Genomic DNA, 24,028 nt, shown 5'->3' on the forward strand with positions numbered 1-24,028 from the left:
CGGGGGGCCAGCCCCCCAGACCCCCCGGGATATTTGGACCGAAAAGAAAGGGATTAGCTGTTTGTGCTTTCAACGGCGGTGGCGGCTTTGTCGAGGCGAGCGATAGCCGCGGCTATATCTGCATCGGGGATGTTGAGAGCCGGTAGCAGGCGGATGACGTTGTCGGCGGCGGGCACGGTTAGCAGATGCTCCGCGTAGCTGGCTTTGACCACATCGGTATTGGCAGCTTTGCATTTAAGGCCAAGGATAAGACCTGTACCGCGCACACCCTCGAACACTTCGGGGTGGTTGGCGACGAGGCCTTCGAGACCTTGACGGAACAGTGCGGATTTTCGGTTCACCTCGGCCAGAAATGCAGGGTCTGAAACGATTTGCATAACCTTGGCACCAACAGCACAACCCAAGGGGTTGCCGCCGTATGTAGAGCCGTGGGTGCCCGCAACCATGCCCGAGGCAGCGTTTTCAGTGGCCAGCACGGCCCCCAAAGGAAAGCCGCCGCCGATACCTTTAGCGACCATCATGATGTCAGGCGTAACGCCTGCCCATTCATGCGCAAACAGCTTGCCCGACCGGCCAACGCCGCACTGGACCTCATCCAAGATCATCAGCGCGCCGGTTTCATCGCACAGATCACGCAGGCCTTTCAGGCAGGCATCGGGCAGCACGCGAATGCCGCCTTCGCCTTGAATCGGCTCAACCATCACGGCTGCTGTCTTGTCGGTCAGAGCTGCGCGCAAGGCCGCGTGATCACCAAAAGGCAGGCTTTTGAAACCCGGCATCAGGGGGCCAAAGCCTTTGGTCATCTTTTCAGAGCCCGCAGCCGCGATTGCCCCTGTGGACCGGCCATGAAACGCGCCGTCAAAGGTCAGGATTTCAATCCGGTCAGGTTGGCCTTTTTCATACCAGTATTTGCGCGCCATTTTTATGGCCAGTTCGGCCGCCTCGGTGCCCGAGTTCGTGAAAAACACTGTGTCGGCAAAGGTTTGATCGACCAGCATATCGGCCAGCGCCTGTTGCTGCGGAATTTGGTAAAGGTTTGACACATGCCACAACTGGCCCGCCTGCTCGGTCAGCGCCGCGACCAATTCAGGGTTCGCGTGGCCCAAAGCGTTCACCGCAATGCCAGCGCCCAGATCAAGATAGCGTTCGCCAGAAACCGTGGTCAGCCAAGAGCCTTCGCCCTTTGCAAACGCCAGCGGGGCACGATTATAGGTCGGCAAGACAGAAGGGATCATTTTACGGTCCTTTTATACAAGGCTTAGGCGTGCCAAAGGCAAGCGACCAAGTCAACGGATATATGAGAGTGAGGGGTGCCCAAAAGGCAAGTATGATCGGCCGAAAACGCGTGTGTTAGCGTCGGCGTCGGGGCAGCTGGATATGGCGAACCTGTGCGATCATGCTATTTTGGTAGGCCGAACCGCAGCGCTTGTAAAGCCGGATTTTGCAGGGCTGCTTTCAGACCCTTGTATCTAAGGGCTTGCGGTAGTAAATACATCAGTCAAAGCTAAACGGGCGATACAGCGCCCCCTACGGGCAACCGTGGGCCGCCTATAACACCGGAGATCGGCATGTCTTGGACAGATGAGCGTGTTGAAACGCTTAAGAAAATGTGGGCTGAGGGCCAAAGCGCCAGCCAGATCGCCAAGGAACTTGGCGGCGTTACCCGTAACGCGGTGATCGGCAAAGTGCATCGCCTTGGCCTGTCCAACCGCGCCACGGGCACGCCGACCAAAGAAGAAGAGGCCCCCGTCGCGCCCAAGGTCGAACCGGTCGCCAAACCGGTTGAGACACCGCGCGCCGCCGAGCCAAAGCCAGTAGCACCTGCACCGCGCCCGTCGACAACGCCGATCAACCCAACGGTGGCGCAGGTCGTGAACAACGTCACCCCGCTGCCTTTACGCAAATCGATTGTGCCTGCTGGCCAGCCCTTACCACCACAGCCATCGGCTAATGAAATCAGCCCTGAAGCGCTTGCTTCGGTGCGTGAAGTTGAAAAACACGCCAAGAAAATCAGCTTGATGGAGTTGACCGAGCGGACATGCAAATGGCCAATCGGCGACCCGGCAACCGAAGACTTTTGGTTCTGCGGCCTGCCATCTACGGCGGGCAAACCTTATTGCGAAGCGCATGTGGGTGTAGCGTTCCAGCCGATGTCAGCACGCCGCGATCGCCGCCGCTGAAACCGAGCTGCTAAAAACGTTAGACTACGAAGAATTGGCCGCCGTTTGGCGGCCTTATTCTTTTGCAGCCAGCAGTGAAAGCACTTCGGCGGCAAGGGCTTCGACCTCGGCAGATGCCGCGGACTTTCCTGCCTCTTGCGCAGCGCGCCCTAAGCCCAAAGTTTCTGCATAAACAACACGTTGCCCAAGACTCGTTACGGCCACATCAGCCGAGATTTCAGCCGCAGCAGACGCGACTTCATCGGCCAAACGTGTCCCCGCTTTTACCCTGTTCAGCACAATAACACAGCGCTTCCCAACCCTGACCGCCAAATCCACCACGCCATCTGTTGCCCACAGATCAACATGTGAAGAACCCACAGGAACAAGGATCAAATCCGCCGCGCGCAAGGCTGGCTTTAGGTCGCTATCCACTTTTGGCGGGGTGTCGATAATCACGATATCATTGGTTTTACACAGCTTTTCGCACTCATAACTTACGCCCCAAGCCGAGGCCGTGCCAAAATCTAGGCCCGGTTCCTCTAGCAAATCACGGCGGGCCATAAACCAACGCCCGAGCGAGCCTTGGGGGTCAGTATCCAAAATCGCGACCCGCTTATCTTGCCGCGCAAATGCAATCGCTAGATTGACGGCAAGCGTGGTTTTCCCCGCGCCCCCCTTTTGCTGGGCAATTGTGATAATATGGGCCATGTGATTCCCCCTTTTCTGCAGCGCAGCATAGCACATCCCATAAGGGAATGCATGGGGCCTATTGGCGCGGACATGTAACGCGACCGCGCATCTCGCCGCTATCGCCTTGCAGGGTCGTCTCTACCAGACGGCATCCCGTAACCTCTTGGATTAAATCAATCATAGTGACGCGAATGGCCTGATGCTCACCCCGTTTGGCATAACCAAGACGAATGATTTCGACCTGACGGCCCTTTTGAAAAACAGTGTAGTGGCGACCGTCGCGAGTCATATCCGTGCGCACGCCCCCCCACATAGCGGGCGTCGGCTGGGCGCCACATGCGGCAAGTAAAAAGGCGAAAATCAAAGCTCTCATCCGCCCAATTTCGCATCTCGTGGTTAACGTCACGTTAATACCGCAGAAGCGGATGCCACTTTTACGTTAAACTAATCGAGAGGATTTTGAGACTACTATGCACGCATATCGCGGGAACGAAACGCATAGTATGGGCGTTATGATCTGTGGTAAGAGTCAGAAAAGAAATCAAAAGGAACACCCGATGCGTAACCCAATGTTCATGCTGCCCGCCCTCGCCCTGATTCTGCTGACCGGTTGTGAAACCATCAAAGGCGTTGGCCGTGACGTGCAAACGACTGGTGCAGTGATCACCGACAGCTCGCGCCAAGTGCAGAACGATTTGTGATTTAGGAGGTCAGGGTTAATCCCGACCTATGCTGCGGCTCGGGCGGGGAATTCCTCGCCCTTTTTTAGATGGGATTGTTTGGCGTCGATATATGCGGGGCACCGCACTCGAACCGAGCGGGTGGGTTCGGGAGCTGCTAAATCAAGGACTTAGCAAGCTACCTGAGGACGCACTCTGATCGGGAAAGAACAAAGTCACAGAAGCCAGCACCCTTAAGCTTCTGTTCAACCTCTTCGATTCCAAAAGCGCACTTCGGCCCAAGTATCACATGCTTAACCGACCTCGCCCAGTTATGCTGACCAGATTGGTATTTTCCAAAGTGTAGGGGAATATAGGCTATTTGAATTCCCCCAGCACCAGTTCGCTTTAGAACAGTGGAGAAGAATTGTTTCCCATCAGGATATTCAAATGACGGTATCACCGTTCCGTTAACTTCAGTACGAGTGTTGTCTGGCGGCGCAGCATGGCTTAATCGGATTTCATCTTCGTACTCCCAACTCGCGTGTTTCGCCGAAGCCATTTTTGCGGCAATTTCACCGCAAAGAACATTGATGGTTAAGCGATTCGGAAATTCGGTGGACTTTAGATGGGGTTCCAAAATCTCGTATAAAAGTTGGGCATATGCCTCGGAAGACTCTGAACCAATATAGTGAACTTTAGAAATTCTTAACGGCATGTCTTTAATCGCTCTTGGCCTAAAGCCAATTGATAATCCAGCACCGCCTTCTGCGTATTCTCGCCACATAGGAAGCGCGTCACCTTTATAGGTCGTCGAACAAGAAAAAATGCGGTGGCCCGACAAGTAACTAACAATGTTGCCCGCAATGATCGAAATTGGGAACCCGTGAGAACCCGGAAAGCGCTCGTGACGAACCTTGGCCATAGCTTCTAAGACAATTGACTTTCCAAGCACAATTTCTCGAGGATCATTCGTGGTCGTTAGATCAGATAACCAAAGTGATTTTGACCGCAAGATGCCTTCGAAACCAGCCGCGTTCGTATAATGGAACAGTGCTTGTTGAGGATCAAACTCGAGATATGCCAATGGTTCATCCGACTGTACTTGACACTTTATGCTTTATCCTATCCCCATCCGCACAGGCACGCGTTTGGCTTGCGCCAATCGCTTTCGCCTGCCCGCCGTGAAAATAGACAGCCTTAGCTGTCCATTTTCAAGGCGCTAATAAAGGCCTCTTGCGGGATCTCTACTTTGCCGAACTGGCGCATCCGTTTTTTACCGGCTTTCTGCTTTTCCAGCAGCTTCTTCTTCCGACTCGCATCGCCGCCATAGCATTTCGCCGTCACGTCTTTGCGCATCGCCGACAGGGTTTCGCGGGCAATCACACGCCCGCCAATCGCCGCTTGGATCGGGATTTTAAACATGTGACGCGGGATCAGGTCTTTCAGCTTTTCCACCATCGCGCGGCCCCGCATGTCGGCGCGGTCACGGTGAACCATCATCGACAACGCATCCACGGGTTCGTCGTTCACAAGGATCGACATTTTGACGAGGTGATCTTCGCGGTATTCGGAAATCACATAGTCAAAGCTGGCATAGCCCTTGGAAACCGACTTCAGGCGGTCGTAGAAATCGAACACCACCTCGGCCAATGGCAGATCGTACACCACCATCGCGCGCGGGCCGGCATAGGACAGGTCCATCTGAATTCCGCGGCGATCTTGGCAAAGTTTTAACACATCGCCCAGATACTCATCCGGAACGAGGATGGTCGCTTTGATTCGCGGCTCATCAATGTGGTCAACCAACGTCAGGTCGGGCATGTCGGCGGGGTTGTGCAGATCGCGCACTTCGCCGTCTTTCATATGGAGGTGAAAGACCACAGACGGCGCTGTGGTAATCAGATCAAGGTCATACTCGCGCTCCAACCGGTCGCGGATAACCTCAAGGTGCAAAAGACCAAGGAAACCACAACGGAAGCCAAAGCCAAGCGCGGCCGAGGTTTCCATTTCAGAGGAGAACGACGCGTCATTCAGTTGCAGCTTTTCGATCGCATCGCGCAGGGCGTCGAAATCATTGGCATCCACAGGGAACAGGCCACAGAAAACAACCGGTTGCGCCGGTTTAAAGCCCGGCAGCGGTTTGTCGCAGCCCTTTTTCTCGGACGTAATCGTATCGCCCACGCGAGTATCACGCACCTGCTTAATCGACCCAGTCCAGATGCCAATCTCGCCCGGCCCCAGCTCGGCGATATCGACCATCTGCGGCTTTAGAACTGCCAGCTTATCCACGCCGTAAACCGCATTGGTTTGCATCATCTTGATGCGATCGCCCTTGCGGATCACACCATCGATAACGCGAATCATAACGACCACGCCAAGGTAGCTGTCGTACCAGCTGTCTACCAGCATCGCCTTAAGCGGCGCGTTGCGGTCGCCTTTGGGCGCTGGCAAACGGGTTACAATCGCCTCTAACACTTCCGGAATACCGAGGCCGGATTTGGCCGAGATTTCAACGGCGTCCGAGGCATCAAGCCCGATCACATCCTCAATCTGCTGCTTAACGCGGGCAGGGTCAGCTGCGGGCAAGTCAATTTTATTCAGCACAGGCACAATTTCATGCCCCGCGTCCAGCGCGTGGTACACGTTGGCCAGCGTTTGCGCCTCAACCCCTTGGGAGGCGTCAACCACCAGCAGCGAGCCTTCGACCGCACGCATCGAGCGGCTGACCTCATAGGCAAAATCGACGTGGCCAGGGGTGTCGATCAGGTTCAGGATATAGCGTTTGCCATCCTTCGCCGGATATTCGATGCGCACCGAGTTGGCCTTGATCGTGATGCCACGCTCGCGCTCAATATCCATTGAGTCGAGCATTTGGGCCTTCATATCGCGTTCGGCCACCGTCCCTGTTAGCTGGATCAAACGATCCGCAAGGGTGGATTTGCCGTGGTCAATATGCGCCACGATGGAGAAATTGCGGATGAGATCTAAATCGGTCATGTTGGCCATATAGCCTGTCTCATAAGGCTGGGGAAGAGGATAGTTGCGCCCCAATCGATAGATTTAGCGCAGGCCGCGCGCTACACGGTGGGCACCAACACCTGCGCCCCCGTTCCCGACCATTTTCGGGCCAAAGGCCAACCCGCAGGCCAGCCTTTGGCAAAGCGCCATTCAGGCTGCTTTTTTCAGAGCTTTTTTCGCCGCTTTCAGCTTGCCTTCTTGCTTGGCAACTTTCGCCTTGCGGGTTTTCACTTCTTTTTTCAGGACTTTAAGATCAGCTTTCTTCGCCATGATACGGCTCCTTTTTGGGTTGGTTTGCTGGCTCGCTCGGCGCGTCATGCTGCATAAGAAAACCACGGATGAACCGCCGCACTTCACGCGCCGCACTGGTATCCATCGTCTCGCAGAGCGATACAAATTGGTCCCGTTCAGCCCCGCTGATACGAATGATCAGCTGACTATCTTTGCGCGGCTTTGTTTTGTGTTTTTCCTTGTTAAGCATAGCACCACCCTACCGAATGAACCCGCAACGTATCACCAACGACTATCGTTTGTATATACACTTTTTGTGAAACTTACGTGACATCTGTCACAAACCCCGCCCGCAGGGCAAAGAAAAACCCCCTTTGGATAGCACCAAAGGGGGTAAGGTTTATTCTGCCCGACTTCTTGCCACGCCCCCAGATAGGGCGCACAGACCTGTAGTTATCTGATAAAAGCATCGCCAAAGCCCGAACGGCGAGCTGTGGACAGGGCGGCCTTGGCCGCGCCCGTATCGCCAAACGGACCAGCCATTACGATTTGCAGCTGGCGGCCCTTGCTGGTGATGCGTGATTGCGCGACAGGCCAGCCAAGCCCTTGTAGCCGCGACACCGTCTGCGCGGCATTGGTCGCGTCGCCAAAGGTGCCGACTTGCACAAAATAGCTGCCAGTTGCCCGTTTGGTTTTGTCGTTCTGATCTGGGCGTGCAGCATTGCTGGACGAGGTCGCATAGACCTTGCGACGGATGGTTGTGGTAACCGCCTCGGCAGGAACGTCCCGCGTCCAGATCTGGTCTTGCTGGGCCTGACCGGCCGCCGTGCCGATGCCGCGATTGGGATTCAGGCGATCGTCTTGCCAGGCTTTGCGATAGCCGTCTGGCACTGTCATCTCGGCATCAGTCATGGATACCGCGGAAGATGTGTAACCGGCCGCGTTCAGCGCAGTACAGCGCACGATAGAGCCCCCGCCCACAGCCGCAAACCGGCGAGCAACGGGTGCCGAGGCTGGGCATTTGTAGCCGTTGCCGGAATAGTTTTCTTCGGGAAGATAAGATTTCTTAGGTGTATACCCCGAACCAGAGCCCACCGCAGCCTGTTTGGTGCTGGGCTGATAACTGGGCTGCTCTTGCGGCTGCGGGGCATCGCGCCCTGCTTGCACGCGACTTGCGGCTGCGCGAACATCAAAGCTCGGATTAGAGGAACACAGCAATGTCCGGCGACCATCAGCTAAGGTGACTGGCGCCCCATAGGGCGATGCAGCAGGGCAACGGCTGTGCCGCTGAACGGCCGATGCGGCGCGTTGCTGCACTTTTGGCGCGGCGGCGGGCGTAACAGGTACCACTGGCTTTACAGAATACTGCTTGCTGGCGATGGTTTCCATTGGCTTGCCAACATTACCGGATGTGCGCTTGGGGGTCAAGGGTTGCGCGGCCACGCGGGCAACAACGGGCGCAGGTGCAGGTATTGGGGCCTGAACAGCTGCAACCTCACGCGCTGCGGCCGCTGGCGATTGACCACACAACGCCTTGCGATCACGCGAAATTCGGGGGACCCAATTGACCCGCCCACCGATGCCCGCGCGCAAAAACACACAGCCGCGGCTATCGACATATTGCGAGCCCTTAAAGCTGGCTGGTGGGTTTTCGGCGGGCCCCGCCAATGACTGGGCCTGTGCAGATGACACCACAGATAGCGCCGCCCAACTGGCGACTGCTAAAACTTTAAACAACATTACTACCCCCATGTAGCGTATGGGGATAATGAGTCAGGATTGATTCGGAGTAAAGAGCTAAAGGCCTTTATTTTGTACCAAACATGCGATCACCCGCATCACCTAGACCCGGAACGATATAGCCGTGATCATTCAAATGGCTGTCCAATGCTGCGGTAACAATTGGCACATCAGGATGTGCCTCTTTCATGCGGGCAACGCCTTCTGGGGCTGCAAGCAGGCACAAAAACCGAATATTTACGGCCCCTTGCGCCTTTAGCAAATCAATCGCCGCAACGGATGAGTTGCCCGTGGCCAGCATCGGGTCAACAACAATCGTCATCCGGCTTTCCAGCGCGTCCGGTACTTTGCAATAATATTGCACGGGCTTCAGCGTTTCAGGGTCGCGGTACAGGCCAACAAAACCCACCCGCGCCGCTGGTACCAATTCCAAGATGCCATCCAGCAGCCCGTTGCCCGCCCGCAGGATGGAAATAAGCGCAAGCTTTTTGCCTTCCAAAATCGGCGCATCCATCGCCTGAACCGGTGTTTCGATGCGCTTGGTCGTCATGTCCAGATTGCGCGTAATCTCATAGGCCAGCAGCAAGCTGATCTCGCGCAGCAACCGGCGAAAGCTGGCGGTCGAGGTTTCCTTATCGCGCATCAGGCTGAGTTTGTGCTGCACCAACGGGTGGTTCACGATTGTCAAATGATCAGTCATTGGCTTGCTCCAGTTTCTTGTGCAGACGGGCTTTGGTATCGGCGTCACAAAAGGCCGCGTCAAGCGATGCTTTTGCCAATTGGTCAAAAAACGCATCATCCCAGTCAAAGGCCTCATGCAGATCTTGGTATTCTTTTTGCATGGTACTATGGAAAAACGGCGGGTCGTCGGTGGAAACGGTCACCTTTACGCCGCGTTTATACAGCTCATTTATCGGGTGCTTGCGAATACTGGGATAAAGGCCAAGGGCCACATTGGACCCAGGACAAACCTCTAGCACCACGCCCTTTTCGGCAAGCTCATCCACAAGCGCCAAATCTTCGATCGCGCGCACGCCGTGGCCGATGCGTTCGGCATTCAAGTCATCAATCGCCGAGCGCACGCTCTCCGGCCCGCCCCACTCGCCCGCATGGGCAGTGATGCGCAGCCCCGCCTCACGGGCGCAATCAAACGCCCATTTGAAATCGGACAAATGGCCAGACTTTTCATCGCCACCAATGCCAAAGCCGACAATCCAATCGCCCGCCGTTTCTGCTGCGCAAATAGCGGTTTCACGCGCCTTATCGGGGCCGAAATGCCGGATCGGGGTGATGATACCGCGCAGGGTTATCCCCATGGTTTTCTCGGCAATCTCGGCCGCCTCAACGATGGCATGCAGGTACTCACGCCACGCGCCCACATCACGACCACCGCAGAAATCGGGCGACAGGAACGCCTCGGTATAGACCACCCCATTCCTAGCGCTTTCTTCTAGCACGGCGAGGGTTAAGCGGTGAAAATCTTGTGGGCTTTGCAAAGGTTGGGTCGCCGCCTCATAGACGTGCAGAAAATCCCAGAAATCTGCATATTTGTAATTGCCGTGTTCATCGAAGATACCGCCGACATCTATATGTTTTTCCTTAGCTAATCCGCGAATGAACGCAGGCGGCGCGCCGCCCTCTAGGTGCAGGTGAAGTTCGATTTTGGCAGGGTTGGTGGATGATACAAAACTCATAGAAAGCTCTTTCCTGGCCCTTTATTCTCAATGCCCAGATGCGCCGCAACCGATGCCGCAACATCGACAAAGGCACACAGCCCGATCTCGCCACGCGGCACACCGGCGCAGAGCACCGGCACCCGTTCACGCGTGTGTTCCGTGCCGCGCCATGTTGGGTCGTTGCCATGATCGGCCGTGAAAATCGCCAGATCCCCGGGGCGCATGCGGGCCATAAAGCCACCGACACGCGCATCAAACCATTCGAGCGCACGGGCATAGCCTGCCACATCGCGCGGATGACCATAGAGGCTGTCAAACTCGACAAAGTTCGCAAAGGTCAAGGAACCTGGCTCGGCACTCTCTTGTAACGCCAAAAGATGTTCGAAAAGGTCAGCATCGGATTTGCCTTTATGCAACGTGCCAACCCCACTTTGCGAAAATATGTCGCCGATCTTGCCCACCGCATGGGTGGCGCGGCCCGCATCCTGCACCCAGTTCAGCAAGGTCGGGCTGGGTGGGGCTATCGCGAAATCATGGCGGTTTGGGGTGCGTTTGAAATTGTCACAACTGCCGGTAAAGGGGCGCGCAATCACGCGGCCAATTTTGCGCGCATGCAAAAACGGCGCCAGATCGGCGCAGAGTTTCAGCAGGCGGTCCAGCCCGAACGCCTCTTCATGCGCGGCAATCTGAAACACGGAATCGGCGGATGTATAGCAAATCGGCCAGCCCGTGCGCAGATGTTCCTCGCAATGCGCATTGATGATCGGCACGCCCGAGGCATGACAGTTGCCAAGGATGCCCTCGGTTCCCGCAAGGCGGCACACCTCAGCCACGACATCATCGGGGAACGCGGGCGTGGTATCGGGGAAATAAGCCCAATCCCACGGCACCGGCACGCCTGCCAATTCCCAATGGCCCGAAGGGGTATCTTTGCCGCGCGACACCTCGGTTGCGGCGCCCCAAAGCCCCGAGGCAGTACTGCGCGCCAGTGATTGCGCCGTGCCCAGCGCCTCGGACGATCCGGGCACTGACAATTCCATCGCGTTGGCAATACCCAACCGCCCCAAAACCGGCAACAAAAGCGGCCCTTCACGGCCCACATCGGCGCGGCCAGCGGCACATTCGGCGGCGATATGGCCAAGGGTGTTCGCGCCCTCATCACCAAAATCGGCAGCATCAGGGGCGCCACCGCACCCAACGGAATCCATCACGATCAAAAAGGCGCGGTTCAGTGTCATGTGATCTTTCCAAAAATTAGGGGCGGTTCATCGCAGGCGCTCTCGCCAATCGTATAAGCGGCGGCAAGCTGTTTCAACGCCGCTTCGGCCTGCGCCACGGTTGCGGCGTGAACCCGCGCAAGCGGTTGGCCCGGCTCGACCGCATCATTCAGCCCCGCAAGGTCGGACAGGCCAACCGAAGGGTTAATGCGATCCCCTTCGCGCAAGCGGCCACCGCCCAGATGCACGACGATATTACCCAGCGCCTGGGCATCAATCGCGGTGACGAACCCATTCAACGGGCTGAGAAAATCAATCATCACAGGTGCTGCAGGCAAGCGGTCGGGCCACCGGTCGACAAAGTCGGCAGGGCCACCTTGGGCGGCGATCATCCGGCCAAAATATTCGGCTGCGGCACCGCTTTCCAAAGCTTGCTCTATACGCGCAGCACCGTCATTGGCATCGGCGGCCAGCCCGCCCAGCGCCAGCGCCTCACCGCCCAGCGCCGCCGTCAGATCCCACAGCGCGGGGTCTACGGATGTGCCTGTCAGGGTTTCCATCACGGCAATCACCTCTAGCGCGTTGCCCGCCGCATTGGCCAGCGGCTGCGACATATCGGTGATCAGCGCGGTCGTCATACATCCCGCAGCTTGGGCGGTGGAGACCAAAGCCTGCGCCAAAGCCCGCGCCTCGCCTTCCGTCTTCATAAACGCGCCAGAGCCGCATTTGACATCCAGCACCAGCCCCTCAAGCCCCGCCGCCAGCTTTTTCGATAGGATCGAGGCGGTGATAAGGTCAATGCTATCCACCGTACCCGTCACATCGCGGATGGCATAAAGACGCCGATCGGCAGGGGCTATTTGCTTTGATGCCGCGATGATCGCGCAGCGGGTTTGGGCAAGCTGATCGCGCAACTGGTCAGGCGTGGCATCGGTGCGCAGGCCGGGGATGGATTCCAGCTTATCCAGCGTGCCACCCGTATGGCCCAAGCCACGCCCTGAAATCATCGGCACATAGGCCCCGCAGGCCGCCAGTGCAGGAGCCAGCAACAGCGACACACAATCACCGATCCCCCCCGTTGAATGCTTATCGAGTACCGGCCCCGGAAGATCCCATTCCAACTGCATCCCGCTGGTTTGCATGGCGCGGGTCAATGCCACGCGCCCTGCATCGCCCAAGCCGTTCAGGCAAATCACCATGGCAAACGCGCCTGCCTGCGCATCAGACACCTGCCCCGAAGCAAGACCCTGCGCGAACCATTCCAGCGCCCCCAGCTTGGGGGGCAGCCCCGCGCGAAGACCCGCGATAATATCACGGGCGTCAAACGCGGATGGTGCAGGATCAGTCTGCATCGACTTTGGCCATATGGCCCGCATTGAACGACCCCGGCAACAAGTCGGCGACGGTGACAACGCTGGTCACGCCTTGCAGATTGACCATCGTGATCGCAACCTCGCCCCCCGCAAATTCAGCGATTTTCTGGCGGCAACCGCCGCAGGGGGTAACAGGGGTGGGGCTGTCAGAGATGACCAGCAGCTCGGCAATTTGATAATCACCACCCGCGCACATGGCCGCAATCGCCCCAGCTTCGGCGCAGGTGCCTTCGGGATAGGCGACGTTTTCGACATTCACGCCAAGATAGACATTGCCGGCCGTACTGCGCAGGGCCGCGCCGACCTTGAATTTGGAATAGGGCGCATAGGCATTTTCGCGCACGGTAGTGGCGGCTTTGAGGAGGGACATATTCAGGCTCCGAAGTTGGTTTTGGCCAAGTGTGGAACTGGTGCGCGCAACTTGCAAGCGATGACGTGATGGCAACCGCTGGGGAGAGGGCTGCCTGCCCCCTCCCCAGACCCCTTCCCCGGGGATATTTGTGAACAGATGATAGGGGTAGAGGATCGTTGTGCTGAAGGGTTCGGTCAATGTCACTTTGACCCGTTCAAGGCTGGCTGAGGTGTCTGCTATTGGGCCTGAAAGCGGGGCGGGATGACGAAAGCATCGCCTACGGACAGACGGTAGGGGTCTTTGCTCTCGCCATGCAGGGCCATTTCACGCCGATTTTGTGCGTAAAGCGCTGGCCTTGCCAGTACAGATCAGGGTGCGGATGCCGGATAGGCATCATCCTTGGGTTTTGGGTTTTGAGCTTTGAGGGCAGCATGCAAACCACGCGCCGCAAATTTAATCACAAAACCACGGCCACAACACCATGGCTCCATTATCAAGTTTATTCAGAATATCCCTTTTACCGCCGCAGGCTTGCGGCAGGCGCAGAATTGTTTAGTGTCAAACCACCCATTGGGAGGCATAAAATGGACGAGACTCGGCACGACACCACACGGCAAGCAGCGCTTTATTACCACGAGCATCCAAAACCCGGAAAGCTGGAAGTCAGGGCCACCAAGCCGCTTGCCAATGGTCGCGATTTGTCTCTGGCCTATAGCCCCGGCGTGGCCGAAGCCTGCCTTGAGATTAAGGCCGACCCCTCGACCGCTGTGCGCTATACGTCCAAGGGCAATCTGGTGGCTGTTGTGTCCAACGGCACCGCCGTTCTGGGGCTTGGCAATATTGGTGCACTGGCGTCGAAACCGGTGATGGAAGGCAAGGCCGTTCTGTTCAAGAAATTCGCCAATATCGATTGCTTTGACATCGAGGTGAACGAACCCGATCCCTACAAGCTGGCCGATATCGTTTGCGCGCTGGAGCCCACCTTTGGTGCGATCAACCTTGAGGATATCAAAGCCCCCGATTGTTTTATTGTTGAACAGATTTGCCGCGAGCGCATGGGCATTCCGGTGTTTCACGATGACCAGCACGGTACTGCAATTGTTGTGGGCGCTGCGGCCACCAATGCGCTGTTTGTGGCGGGCAAGAAATTCGAAGATATCAAGATCGTCTCGACCGGCGGCGGCGCTGCGGGCATTGCCTGCCTGAACATGCTGCTGAAGCTGGGCGTGAAACGTGAAAACGTCTGGCTGTGCGATATCAAAGGGCTGGTCTATGAAGGCCGGACCGAGGAAATGACGCCGCAAAAGGCAGAATTTGCCCAAAAATCCGATAAACGGACCTTGGGGGAGGTGATCGACGGCGCCGATCTGTTCCTCGGGCTGTCTGGTCCCGGCGTGCTAAAGGCGGAAATGGTGGCCCGCATGTCCAAGCGCCCGATTGTGTTCGCCCTTGCCAACCCCACACCTGAAATTACACCAGATGAGGCCCGCGCCGTGGCCCCCGATGTGATTATGGCAACGGGTCGGTCGGACTTTCCGAACCAAGTGAACAACGTGCTGTGCTTCCCTTTCATCTTCCGCGGGGCGCTGGATGTCGGTGCCACCACGATCAATGATGAGATGGAGCTGGCCTGCATCGAAGGCATTGCCGCATTGGCCCGCGCCACCACCAGCGCCGAGGCCGCCGCCGCCTATAAGGGTGAGCAGCTGACCTTTGGCGCAGAATATCTGATCCCCAAACCGTTTGACCCGCGCCTGATCGGTGTTGTGGCCTCTGCTGTGGCCAAGGCCGCGATTGAAACCGGTGTGGCGACCAAACAGATCGACGATTTCGATGCCTATAAGCAAAAGCTTGACGGCTCGGTCTTCCGCTCGGCCCTGATTATGCGGCCGGTGTTTCAGGCTGCCGCCACCGTCACCCGCCGCATCGTCTTTGCCGAGGGCGAGGATGAGCGCGTGCTGCGCGCTGCCAATGCGATGATTGAGGAAACCACCGACAAGCCGATCCTGATCGGCCGCCCCGAGGTGGTGGAAAGCCGTTGCGAACGCGCGGGCCTGCCCATCCGCCCGGGCCGCGACTTTGACCTTGTGAACCCCGAAAATGATCCGCGCTACCGCGATTATTGGGAAACGTATCACACGCTGATGGCGCGCCGTGGCGTGTCGCCCGATATCGCCCGCGCCGTGATGCGGACCAACAGCACCGCGATTGCTGCCGTGATGGTGCACCGCGATGAGGCCGACAGCATGATCTGCGGCACCTTTGGTCAATATCTGTGGCACCTGAACTATGTGCAGCAAATTCTGGCCACCGAGGGCCGTCACCCCATCGGCGCGCTGTCGCTGATGATTTTGGAAGACGGGCCGCTGTTTATCGCTGATACCCATGTCCACTCCGAGCCGACGCCCGAGCAGCTTGCCGAGACGATCATCGGTGCAGCACGGCACGTCAAACGCTTTGGCATGATGCCCAAGATCGCCCTTTGCGCAGGCTCGCAATTCGGCAACCTTGACAGCGATACAGGGCGGCGGATGCGCGGCGCACTGGCCATTCTCGACGCCGCCCCCCGCGATTTTCTGTACGAAGGCGAGATGCACACCGATGCCGCCCTTGACCAATCCTTGCGCGACCGCATCTTCCCCGGCGGGCGCTATGAAGGGGCTGCAAACGTGCTGGTCTATGCCAATACCGATGCCGCAGGCGGCGTGCGCAACATCCTGAAAATGCGCGGCGGCGGGCTAGAAGTTGGCCCGATTCTGATCGGCATGGGCAACAAAGCCCATATCGTCACGCCTTCCATCACTGCACGCGGCCTGCTGAACATGTCGGCACTGGCAGGCACGCCCGTGGCGCATTACGGCTAAAACAATCGGTCACGGGCTGGCGGTGCTGGCCCTGACCTTGCCCACCCAACTCGGCCGAGGGGCATGGCTTGCCGCCCTCGCTTTTCGCGAAAACCGCAGAATTCTATGGCCCGCCTTCATGCTGGCCTAGACCGCCCTTTGGGCGGCAGCGCACCTCGCCGCCCCCATCTATGGCCGCCCGGCCCCAACCGCTGGGCCGATCTGCACGGGGATATGGCCACCTTCAACGCGGCGCTCCCCCACTGGCAGCTTGACCAACCGCGCACCCGCGCCGCCCTGCTAATGGCTAGCCAGTGACCCGCGCGCTGGCAAAATCCTTGTCGAGCCACATCCCCACACGCCTCGGTATAAATGAGCCCAAAATCCGCTTCCAAGACTGCAGCGCCGCACGCCACGATGACCACATCCATCTGCAACTTTAAGCGCCCTCCCCCAAATCCGCTTTCTGTTCGGCCCAAATATCCTCAGGGGGTGAGGGGCACAGCCCCGAGGGGGCGCGAGCGCCCCCTTTTCCTGCGCCCCACCGTTTGCGCTAAACGTGACCAATGGGCGCAGAAAAGCCCACGCAACATTCTTGCTATATGATATGACGCAGCGTAATTAAGACTAACCGGAGGAGGTATACAATGGCATACGCAGAGGTTTACGCAGGCTGGAAAGCCGACCCAGAAGCATTTTGGATGGAGGCCGCAAAGCAAATCGATTGGGACAAAAACCCAAGTCGCGCTTTGGATGACAGCCGCGCCCCGCTTTATGACTGGTTTTCCGACGGCATGGTCAACGCCTGTTGGAACGCGGTTGACCGCCATGTCGAGGCAGGTCGCGGCGCGCAGCTTGCCATTATCCACGACAGCCCCGTCACCCGCACAAAACATTCCATCACCTATGAGGAGCTGCGCAACCGCGTCGCCACCCTCGCCGGTGCCCTGCGTGCCAAAGGTGTTGAAAAGGGCGACCGCGTTCTGATCTATATGCCAATGGTCCCCGAGGCGCTCGAGGCGATGCTTGCCTGTGCCCGCCTGGGCGCTGTGCACTCGGTGGTCTTTGGTGGCTTTGCCGCGAATGAGCTGGCTGTGCGAATCGACGATTGCAAACCCAAGGCGATCATCGCGGCCTCTTGCGGGATCGAGCCGTCCCGCGTGATTCACTACAAACCATTGCTTGACGGCGCCATCGACATGGCCACGCATAAACCAGACTTCTGCGTCATTTTTCAGCGCGAGCAAGAGGTTGCAAAACTGATCGAGGGCCGCGATTTCAACTGGCATGGCTTTCAATACGGCGTCACCCCTGCCGATTGCGTACCGGTTGAGGGCAATCACCCCGCCTATATCCTCTATACCTCGGGCACCACTGGCGCGCCCAAAGGTGTTGTGCGGGCCACCGGCGGCCACTTGGTCGCCCTGAACTGGACGATGAAAAACGTCTATAACGTGGAAACCGGCGATGTATTCTGGGCGGCATCGGATGTTGGCTGGGTCGTCGGCCACTCTTACATCTGCTACGGCCCGTTGATCGCAGGCTGTACGACCGTGGTGTTTGAGGGCAAACCCGTTGGCACCCCCGATGCAGGCACCTTCTGGCGCGTGATTGCTGAGCATAAGGTCAAAAGCTTTTTCACCGCCCCCACCGCCCTGCGCGCCATCAAACGTGATGACCCCCAAGGCAAACTTGTGTCCGAGTATAACCTGAAACACCTTCAAGCCCTGTTCCTCGCAGGCGAACGCGCTGACCCAGACACTATCAACTGGGCCAAGGCCGCGCTGAACATCCCCGTGATCGACCATTGGTGGCAAACCGAGACCGGCTGGGCGATTGCCGCCTGCCCACTGGGAATCGAAGAACTGCCGATCAAAGTTGGCTCTCCTTCGGTGCCGATGCCCGGCTATGACGTGCAAGTGTTGGACGAAGGCGGTCACCCCGTCGCAGCAGGCACCCTTGGCGCAATTGCGGTCAAGCTGCCGCTGCCCCCCGGCACTCTGCCCACGCTGTGGAATGCCGAAGAGCGGTTCAAAAAGGCCTATCTCACCCATTTCCCCGGCTATTATGAAACTGGCGACGCGGGCTATATTGATGAAGACGGCTATCTTTACATCATGGCCCGCACCGATGACGTGATCAACGTCGCAGGCCACCGCCTGTCCACGGGTGCGATGGAAGAGGTACTGGCAGGCCACCCCGATGTGGCAGAATGCGCCGTGATTGGCGTGGCAGATACCCTAAAGGGCCAATCACCGCTTGGGTTTTTGTGCCTCAATTCCGGCTGTGACCGGAACGAGGCCGAAGTGGTTAAGGAATGCGTCAAACTGATGCGCGATAAAATTGGTCCCGTGGCTGATTTTAAACGCGCCGTGGTGGTCGCACGCCTGCCGAAAACCCGTTCTGGCAAAATCTTGCGCTCGACCATGGTCAAGATCGCCGACAGTCAGGCCATCAAAGCCCCTGCCACGATCGAGGACCCTGCTGTCTTGGATGAAATTCGTGTAGCCCTTCAGTCCCTTGGCTTGGCGCAGGCGTAATCAACCCTAGGCAGACTGCGGGGTAACGCAAAGTTGCAGATAGGGGGGAGCATTAACGATGTTTACCCGCTAGACTTTGCCCCACACACGCGTAACCTGTGCCCATAATTTGGGTACAGGTTTATTTTTATGGCACTTCTATCCTTTCCAATCGCCCATCTTAATCTGGCTATTTAGATCATTGTCACCCATGAATCAGCCCACCCCACAAACTGATGGCGCGATGTCCGAAGAGCTGGCGCTTTTGGGCCATGATATCCGCTCGGCCCTTGCCGATGTTTCTGCTGGCCTTGCGCTGCTCGACGCAAGCAACTTTACCCAGCAAAACCAGATGCAGCTTGATGGCGTCAAGGCCACAGCCGAAAGCCTGTCACGGTTTTTGGATGAGGGACTCACGACCCTGCTTACCCAAGCCGCGCCCGAGCTGACCTTGGCCACAACCGATATTGCCGAAATGCTGCACGACCTGCAACGCCGCTGGTCCTTTTCGGCTGGGCTGCAAACGAACAGCATCAAGATTACGACCCGCGATTTACCTGCTGCGGTACTGTGCAACCGCACCGCCGTTGAACGCGTCCTGTCGAACCTGCTTAGCAATGCGCTGGCGCATTCCGGCGGGCGGCCTGTCAGCCTTGACGTGACACACCCCGCCCCCGACCAATTGCGTTTTATGGTTACAGATAGCGGCCCCGGCTTTCCCGATGCCGTTCGCAATAAACCCGGCCAAATCCACACCCCCGCAATGCCCGCATGGCAAGATAGGCAGGGCCACGGGCTGGGTATACGCATTGCCCGCAGCTTGGCCCAACGCATGAACGCCACGCTAAACCTGCTGAACCAGCCCAACGGCGGCGCATTGGCCGAGCTGGTTTTGCCCATAGCCATACCCGCCCCGGATGACCGACCTGCGGTTGATACCAGCTGCCTGAAGGGCAAAAAAGTGCTGATCGCCGACGACAGCATGCCACAACTGATGATCTTACAGCAATATTTGCGCGGTTTTGGGGCAAATACCACCGTTGCACATGATGGGCCAAGCGCAGAAGCGGCCCTGATGGCAGGCGGGTTTGACATTGCCTTCATTGATTATGAGATGCCACACCGCAGCGGGCTAGAGATTTGCCGCGCCTTGCGCGATCACCCAAACCCGCAAGCCGCCCCCACACAGATCATCATCCTTACGGCCCATAACCTGCCCGAGTTCTTTGACAAAGCGCTCGCCGCGGGGGCGGACCGGCTTTTGGTTAAACCCATCGCCTCAGCCGCCGATTTGCTGAAGGCCATCTGCGGCCCACTGCCGCCCGCACCCCAAGACCAGACGAGCAGCGACCCCGCGGCCTTTTCCCGCCTGCTCGACATGGCAGGCCCCAGCGTCGCGCATGAGCTGGCATTGCGCTACATTGACGACCTTATGTCAATTCAGTCCAAATTGCTTGCGGCGCTTCCCGCCCAAGATTGGCCCTCCTTGGCCAAGGCCTCACATGTGCTGATCGCCTTGGCTGGCACCGCAGGCATGGCACCGCTCGAAAACCATGCGCGCGCCTTCAACCTTGCGGCGAGTACCCAAGACAGTGTAGCCTTGGACTTACAGCAAAAACCCGTAATGGATGGGCTGGCCGACCTGCTAAAATTTATCGCGCGGATTGCACAGGAACGACAAAACCAACCATGACCATCGCTCACCGTAAATCAAAAACCGTAGAACCGCCTGCGATTTTGCTGATCGAAGATACGTTGTCTTTGCAAATGGTGTATCGTGCCACCCTGATAAATGCCGGCCACAAGGTCATCACCGCAACCACCGCCGCCGAAGGCTTTGCGCTGTTCCTTCAAGAGGCGCCGCAGATCGTTTTGCTGGATCTCACCTTGCCCGATCGCGACGGGCTAGACCTGATGCAAGACATTCTGGCCCAAGGTCCCGAAACCCATGTGATCGTTATCACGGCCAACGGCTCGATCAATAAGGCGGTCGAGGCGATGCGGGCCGGGGCACATGAATTTCTGGTCAAACCCTTTGACGAAGTCCGCTTTCTATCGTCAATCGACAACGCCTTAAGCGACCCCGAAGACCCCAACCCCCGCCCGCGCAACACCGCACGCAAAGCGCCCGATGTGCCCGAAGGCGTGTTCATCGGCTCGTCCCATGCCATGACCCGCGTACAAGAGAAAATCGGCTCGGTCGCGCAAAGCATGGCAACAGTGTTCATCACGGGCGAAAGCGGCACCGGCAAAGAGCTTTGCGCCCTTGCCGTACACCGGCAATCCCCCCGCAGCGCAGGGCCGTTCATCGCCCTAAACTGCGGTGCCATCCCAGCCGAGCTGCTGGAATCCGAGGTGTTCGGCCATATGAAAGGCTCGTTCACCGGCGCGATTTCTGATAAAATCGGCGCGGCGGCTGCGGCCGACGGCGGCACTTTGTTTCTGGATGAAGTCTGCGAAATGCTGCCTGCGCTGCAAACCAAACTGCTGCGGTTCTTGCAAACCTCTAGCGTGCAGCCCGTTGGCGCCACCCGCCCGCATAAGGTGAACGTGCGCATCGTCTGCGCCACCAACCGCGATCCCGCCGAAGCCGTCCGCCTTGGCCAGTTCCGCGAAGACCTCTATTATCGGCTCTACGTCATTCCGATCCACATGCCGCCCCTGCGCGAACGCGACAATGATGTGATCGAAATTGCCGAAGCTGCGCTTAACCGCTTTGCTCATGAAGAAGGTCGCCATTTCACCGCCTTGTCCGATGACGTACGCCGCCTGTTCCAAGATCTACCCTGGCCCGGAAATGTCCGCCAAGTGCTGAACGTCATGCGCAATGTCGTCGTGCTTTATGATGGCGACAAAGTCCAGCGCCACATGCTTCCCGATGATTTGGCAACCCTACCCCCAACCGAACAGACACATCAGGCCGCGCCAGTCCTTTGGCGCAACACGCCCACGCTTGGTGGCCTGCTCGGTCGCCCCTTGGCCGAGGTCGAGCGCGAAATCATCGAAGCGACCATTGAATTGCACGCAGGCTCGGTGCCACGCGCCGCAAGGGTGCTCGACGTCTCGCCGTCAACGATTTACCGCAAACTGGAAAACTGGGCCAAGGCCTCGAAAAGGCCGCCCAAGGCCTAAAGCCCCGCTCATATCATCTGTTCAAAAATATCCTGGGGGGCCTTGATTGGGCTACCAATCGAGGTGGGGGCAACGCCCCCTCGGCCATCGGCTTTCACGGCCTCAGGTCTCATGCAAACTGCTCTCGCAATAGGCGCTCTTCCAGCCCGTGCCCCTCATCAAACAAAATCCTATGGCGAATACCGGGTTCGCTCTTGATCTCGACCCACAGCACATCCGGCACCGACATGCTGTCCGCATCTGCCCGCACCGGCCGTTTTTCGGGTTCCAAGACATCAAACCGCACCACCGCGCCCTTGGGCAGCAACGCCCCGCGCCAGCGCCTTGGCCGAAACGCGGCAATCGCCGTCAGCGCCAGCACTTCGGCCCCGATCGGCACAATCGGCCCATGCGCCGAATAGTTATAGGCGGTTGATCCGGCAGGCGTTGCCACCAACGCGCCGTCACACACCAACTCGTCCATCCGCACGCGCCCATCTACGGTTATCCGCAGCTTGGCCGCCTGTGGCCCCGCCCGCAGCAGGCTCACCTCGTTAATTGCCAAGCCCATCGCCATCGGCCCCGCCGCAGTTTCGGCCTTCATCGCCAGCGGGTTCAGCACCTCTTCGCCCGCATCTCGCAGCCGCCGGGGCAAATCTTCCTCACTATAGGCATTCATCAAAAACCCGATGGTGCCGCAGTTCATGCCATAAACGGGGATATTCAAACTTTGGGTTTGATGCAGGGTTTGCAGCATGAACCCGTCGCCACCCAGCGCCACAATATGGCTGGCATCCTCGGGCGCATGGTTGCCATAGCGTGCGGTCAGCGTGGCCAGCGCGTTTTGCGCCGCATCTGCCCCGCTTGCCAAAAATGCGATCCGTTGTGTCACTGCGTTCTCCCCGCCATTGCGCACAGTCTTGGCCGTCGCCTATGCCAAACTCAACCCCTCGGGCCCGCTTTGCACACCAATCGCGCGAAAAGTTTCCCATCCGAAACAGCAATGTCGCCCAAACATGGCATCGCGGCGGATTCTTACCTTTCTCAATCGCTCAACCTAGACTAAATAACCCCAAACACCCGCCCCCTGATCTGACCAAGGAGACGCCCATGAACGCCCCAAAAACCACCCATCGCGACGCTGGTTTCTTTACCGAAAGCCTCGCCTCGCGGGATGCCGAAGTCTTTGGCGCAATGACGCTGGAACTCGGCCGTCAACGTGATGAGATCGAGCTGATCGCGTCCGAAAACATCGTGTCGCGCGCCGTGATGGAGGCGCAAGGCTCGGTCATGACCAACAAATACGCCGAGGGCTATCCGGGCCGTCGCTATTACGGCGGTTGCCAATATGTCGATATCGCCGAAAATCTGGCGATTGACCGGGCCAAGGAACTGTTTGGTTGTGATTTTGTGAACGTGCAGCCGAACTCGGGCTCTCAGGCCAACCAAGGTGTGTTTCAGGCGCTGATCAAACCAGGCGATACCATCCTGGGCATGTCCTTGGATGCAGGCGGCCACCTGACCCACGGCGCCGCACCAAACCAGTCGGGCAAATGGTTCAACGCGGTACAATACGGCGTAAAGCAAGACACGCTGCTGCCCGATTACGAGCAGATCGAGGCATTGGCGCTGGAACATAAACCTGCAATGATCATCGCTGGCGGCTCGGCCATCCCACGCATCCTCGATCTCGCCCGTTTCCGCGCAATTGCCGATAAGGTGGGTGCCTATTTCCTCGTCGATATGGCGCATTTCGCGGGCCTCGTTGCGGCGGGTCTGTACCCTTCGCCTTTCCCGCACGCGCACGTTGCCACCACGACCACGCATAAAACCCTGCGCGGCCCGCGCGGCGGCATGATCCTGACCAATGACGAAGCCATTTCGAAAAAGGTCAACTCGGCCATTTTCCCAGGCATCCAAGGCGGCCCCTTGATGCATGTGATCGCTGCCAAAGCTGTGGCCTTTGGTGAGGCATTGCGCCCCGAGTTTAAAATCTACCAAGCGCAAGTGATCAAAAACGCCCAAGCGCTGGCTGATCAGTTGATGAAGGGTGGCCTTGGCACTGTTACAGGCGGCACCGACACGCACCTGATGCTGGTCGATCTGCGGCCCAAGGGTGTTAAAGGCAACGCCACCGAAAAGGCCCTTGGCCGTGCGCATATCACCTGCAACAAAAACGGCATCCCGTTTGATACCGAAAAACCAACCATCACGAGCGGCATCCGCCTCGGCACCCCCGCAGGAACGACGCGTGGCTTTGGCGAGGCAGAGTTCCGCCAAATCGGCGACTGGATTGTCGAAGTGGTTGATGGCCTCGCCGCCAATGGCGAAGACGGAAACGCGGCAGTCGAAGAGGCCGTAAAAGCCAAGGTCGAGGCGCTGTGCAAACAGTTCCCGATCTATCCGGGCCTGTAAGTTACGTAGCGGCGCGAGG

20 protein-coding genes are annotated in these 24,028 nt (G+C 58.0%); 7 read left to right on the top strand and 13 right to left on the bottom strand.

Annotated elements, in window-relative coordinates:
* Positions 1-53: 53 nt before the first annotated feature.
* The gene (locus ACEN2J_RS03015) at positions 54-1,235 is read right to left on the bottom strand and encodes an aspartate aminotransferase family protein (RefSeq protein WP_442103178.1); all 1,182 of its coding nucleotides are present in this window, start codon (positions 1,233-1,235) and stop codon (positions 54-56) included.
* A gap of 333 nt (positions 1,236-1,568) precedes the next feature.
* Between ACEN2J_RS03015 and ACEN2J_RS03020 the strand changes: the two genes are divergently transcribed.
* The gene (locus tag ACEN2J_RS03020) at positions 1,569-2,180 is read left to right on the top strand and encodes a GcrA family cell cycle regulator (RefSeq protein ID WP_442103179.1); all 612 of its coding nucleotides are present in this window, start codon (positions 1,569-1,571) and stop codon (positions 2,178-2,180) included.
* Positions 2,181-2,234: 54 nt separating this feature from the next.
* Here the strand turns inward: ACEN2J_RS03020 and parA are convergent, their stop codons facing one another.
* On the bottom strand, positions 2,235-2,870 hold the full coding sequence (parA, locus tag ACEN2J_RS03025) for a ParA family partition ATPase (protein WP_442103181.1): 636 nt from the start codon (positions 2,868-2,870) through the stop codon (positions 2,235-2,237).
* Between the two features lie 58 nt (positions 2,871-2,928).
* Positions 2,929-3,141: a hypothetical protein gene (locus ACEN2J_RS03030; RefSeq protein WP_442103182.1), complete on the bottom strand. Its 213-nt coding sequence runs from the start codon at positions 3,139-3,141 to the stop codon at positions 2,929-2,931.
* A gap of 268 nt (positions 3,142-3,409) precedes the next feature.
* Between ACEN2J_RS03030 and ACEN2J_RS03035 the strand changes: the two genes are divergently transcribed.
* Positions 3,410-3,553, top strand: coding sequence for an entericidin A/B family lipoprotein (locus ACEN2J_RS03035; RefSeq protein WP_442103184.1), 144 nt, complete (start codon positions 3,410-3,412; stop codon positions 3,551-3,553).
* A 157-nt stretch (positions 3,554-3,710) separates the two neighbouring features.
* Here the strand turns inward: ACEN2J_RS03035 and ACEN2J_RS03040 are convergent, their stop codons facing one another.
* The 9 genes from ACEN2J_RS03040 to cdd all read right to left on the bottom strand — a co-directional run bounded on the left by ACEN2J_RS03040 (position 3,711) and on the right by cdd (position 13,196).
* Positions 3,711-4,598, bottom strand: coding sequence for a DUF2971 domain-containing protein (locus ACEN2J_RS03040; protein ID WP_442103185.1), 888 nt, complete (start codon positions 4,596-4,598; stop codon positions 3,711-3,713).
* 113 nt (positions 4,599-4,711) lie between these two features.
* Positions 4,712-6,511 carry a translation elongation factor 4 gene (gene lepA, locus ACEN2J_RS03045; RefSeq protein WP_442103186.1) on the bottom strand — a complete coding sequence of 600 codons (1,800 nt, stop codon included), beginning with the start codon at positions 6,509-6,511 and terminating at the stop codon, positions 4,712-4,714.
* Between the two features lie 274 nt (positions 6,512-6,785).
* The gene (locus tag ACEN2J_RS03050) at positions 6,786-7,013 is read right to left on the bottom strand and encodes a hypothetical protein (protein ID WP_442103187.1); all 228 of its coding nucleotides are present in this window, start codon (positions 7,011-7,013) and stop codon (positions 6,786-6,788) included.
* A gap of 203 nt (positions 7,014-7,216) precedes the next feature.
* The gene (locus ACEN2J_RS03055; RefSeq protein ID WP_442103189.1) at positions 7,217-8,503 is read right to left on the bottom strand and encodes an SPOR domain-containing protein; all 1,287 of its coding nucleotides are present in this window, start codon (positions 8,501-8,503) and stop codon (positions 7,217-7,219) included.
* Between the two features lie 67 nt (positions 8,504-8,570).
* On the bottom strand, positions 8,571-9,203 hold the full coding sequence (upp, locus tag ACEN2J_RS03060) for a uracil phosphoribosyltransferase (RefSeq protein ID WP_442103190.1): 633 nt from the start codon (positions 9,201-9,203) through the stop codon (positions 8,571-8,573).
* Complete coding sequence (locus ACEN2J_RS03065) at positions 9,196-10,197, bottom strand: adenosine deaminase (protein WP_442103192.1); 1,002 nt, start codon at positions 10,195-10,197, stop codon at positions 9,196-9,198. Before ACEN2J_RS03065 ends, upp begins: the two co-directional genes overlap by 8 nt.
* Positions 10,194-11,411, bottom strand: coding sequence for a phosphopentomutase (locus ACEN2J_RS03070; RefSeq protein WP_442103336.1), 1,218 nt, complete (start codon positions 11,409-11,411; stop codon positions 10,194-10,196). Before ACEN2J_RS03070 ends, ACEN2J_RS03065 begins: the two co-directional genes overlap by 4 nt.
* 2 nt (positions 11,412-11,413) lie before the next feature.
* On the bottom strand, positions 11,414-12,748 hold the full coding sequence (locus ACEN2J_RS03075; protein WP_442103194.1) for a thymidine phosphorylase: 1,335 nt from the start codon (positions 12,746-12,748) through the stop codon (positions 11,414-11,416).
* Positions 12,738-13,196 carry a cytidine deaminase gene (cdd, locus tag ACEN2J_RS03080; protein WP_442103196.1) on the bottom strand — a complete coding sequence of 153 codons (459 nt, stop codon included), beginning with the start codon at positions 13,194-13,196 and terminating at the stop codon, positions 12,738-12,740. The genes ACEN2J_RS03075 and cdd overlap by 11 nt, the downstream gene beginning before the upstream one ends.
* Positions 13,197-13,705: 509 nt before the next feature.
* On the opposite strand from cdd, the gene ACEN2J_RS03085 reads away from it, so the two are divergent.
* The 4 genes from ACEN2J_RS03085 (at position 13,706) to ACEN2J_RS03100 (ending at position 21,615) form a co-directional block, all read left to right on the top strand.
* Positions 13,706-15,985, top strand: coding sequence for an NADP-dependent malic enzyme (locus ACEN2J_RS03085; protein ID WP_442103197.1), 2,280 nt, complete (start codon positions 13,706-13,708; stop codon positions 15,983-15,985).
* A 626-nt stretch (positions 15,986-16,611) separates the two neighbouring features.
* Entirely contained in the window at positions 16,612-18,504 is a 1,893-nt protein-coding gene (gene prpE, locus ACEN2J_RS03090) for a propionate-CoA ligase PrpE (protein WP_442103198.1), read from the top strand.
* A 190-nt stretch (positions 18,505-18,694) separates the two neighbouring features.
* Positions 18,695-20,176, top strand: coding sequence for an ATP-binding response regulator (locus ACEN2J_RS03095; RefSeq protein WP_442103200.1), 1,482 nt, complete (start codon positions 18,695-18,697; stop codon positions 20,174-20,176).
* Positions 20,173-21,615: a sigma-54-dependent transcriptional regulator gene (locus tag ACEN2J_RS03100; RefSeq protein ID WP_442103202.1), complete on the top strand. Its 1,443-nt coding sequence runs from the start codon at positions 20,173-20,175 to the stop codon at positions 21,613-21,615. The genes ACEN2J_RS03095 and ACEN2J_RS03100 overlap by 4 nt, the downstream gene beginning before the upstream one ends.
* A 109-nt stretch (positions 21,616-21,724) precedes the next feature.
* Here ACEN2J_RS03100 and ACEN2J_RS03105 read toward each other — a convergent pair whose 3' ends face one another.
* Positions 21,725-22,486 (bottom strand): NAD kinase, encoded by a 762-nt coding sequence (locus tag ACEN2J_RS03105; protein ID WP_442103203.1) that lies wholly within the window; start codon positions 22,484-22,486, stop codon positions 21,725-21,727.
* Between the two features lie 218 nt (positions 22,487-22,704).
* On the opposite strand from ACEN2J_RS03105, the gene glyA reads away from it, so the two are divergent.
* The gene (gene glyA / locus ACEN2J_RS03110) at positions 22,705-24,009 is read left to right on the top strand and encodes a serine hydroxymethyltransferase (RefSeq protein WP_442103204.1); all 1,305 of its coding nucleotides are present in this window, start codon (positions 22,705-22,707) and stop codon (positions 24,007-24,009) included.
* The last annotated feature ends 19 nt before the right edge of the window (positions 24,010-24,028 follow it).

It is taken from the genome of Pseudorhodobacter sp. W20_MBD10_FR17, from assembly GCF_052119765.1.
Taxonomy (GTDB): Bacteria; Pseudomonadota; Alphaproteobacteria; order Rhodobacterales; family Rhodobacteraceae; genus Pseudorhodobacter.

What these genes read in the sequence shown, in the direction of transcription:
- ACEN2J_RS03015 (WP_442103178.1), bottom strand. Translation starts at nt 1,235, where the DNA reads ATGATCCCTTCTGTCTTGCCGACCTATAATCGTGCCCCGCTGGCGTTT.
- ACEN2J_RS03020 (WP_442103179.1), top strand. Translation starts at nt 1,569, where the DNA reads ATGTCTTGGACAGATGAGCGTGTTGAAACGCTTAAGAAAATGTGGGCT.
- parA (WP_442103181.1), bottom strand. Translation starts at nt 2,870, where the DNA reads ATGGCCCATATTATCACAATTGCCCAGCAAAAGGGGGGCGCGGGGAAA.
- ACEN2J_RS03030 (WP_442103182.1), bottom strand. Translation starts at nt 3,141, where the DNA reads ATGACTCGCGACGGTCGCCACTACACTGTTTTTCAAAAGGGCCGTCAG.
- ACEN2J_RS03035 (WP_442103184.1), top strand. Translation starts at nt 3,410, where the DNA reads ATGCGTAACCCAATGTTCATGCTGCCCGCCCTCGCCCTGATTCTGCTG.
- lepA (WP_442103186.1), bottom strand. Translation starts at nt 6,511, where the DNA reads ATGACCGATTTAGATCTCATCCGCAATTTCTCCATCGTGGCGCATATT.
- ACEN2J_RS03050 (WP_442103187.1), bottom strand. Translation starts at nt 7,013, where the DNA reads ATGCTTAACAAGGAAAAACACAAAACAAAGCCGCGCAAAGATAGTCAG.
- ACEN2J_RS03055 (WP_442103189.1), bottom strand. Translation starts at nt 8,503, where the DNA reads ATGTTGTTTAAAGTTTTAGCAGTCGCCAGTTGGGCGGCGCTATCTGTG.
- upp (WP_442103190.1), bottom strand. Translation starts at nt 9,203, where the DNA reads ATGACTGATCATTTGACAATCGTGAACCACCCGTTGGTGCAGCACAAA.
- ACEN2J_RS03065 (WP_442103192.1), bottom strand. Translation starts at nt 10,197, where the DNA reads ATGAGTTTTGTATCATCCACCAACCCTGCCAAAATCGAACTTCACCTG.
- ACEN2J_RS03075 (WP_442103194.1), bottom strand. Translation starts at nt 12,748, where the DNA reads ATGCAGACTGATCCTGCACCATCCGCGTTTGACGCCCGTGATATTATC.
- ACEN2J_RS03085 (WP_442103197.1), top strand. Translation starts at nt 13,706, where the DNA reads ATGGACGAGACTCGGCACGACACCACACGGCAAGCAGCGCTTTATTAC.
- prpE (WP_442103198.1), top strand. Translation starts at nt 16,612, where the DNA reads ATGGCATACGCAGAGGTTTACGCAGGCTGGAAAGCCGACCCAGAAGCA.
- ACEN2J_RS03095 (WP_442103200.1), top strand. Translation starts at nt 18,695, where the DNA reads ATGAATCAGCCCACCCCACAAACTGATGGCGCGATGTCCGAAGAGCTG.
- ACEN2J_RS03100 (WP_442103202.1), top strand. Translation starts at nt 20,173, where the DNA reads ATGACCATCGCTCACCGTAAATCAAAAACCGTAGAACCGCCTGCGATT.
- glyA (WP_442103204.1), top strand. Translation starts at nt 22,705, where the DNA reads ATGAACGCCCCAAAAACCACCCATCGCGACGCTGGTTTCTTTACCGAA.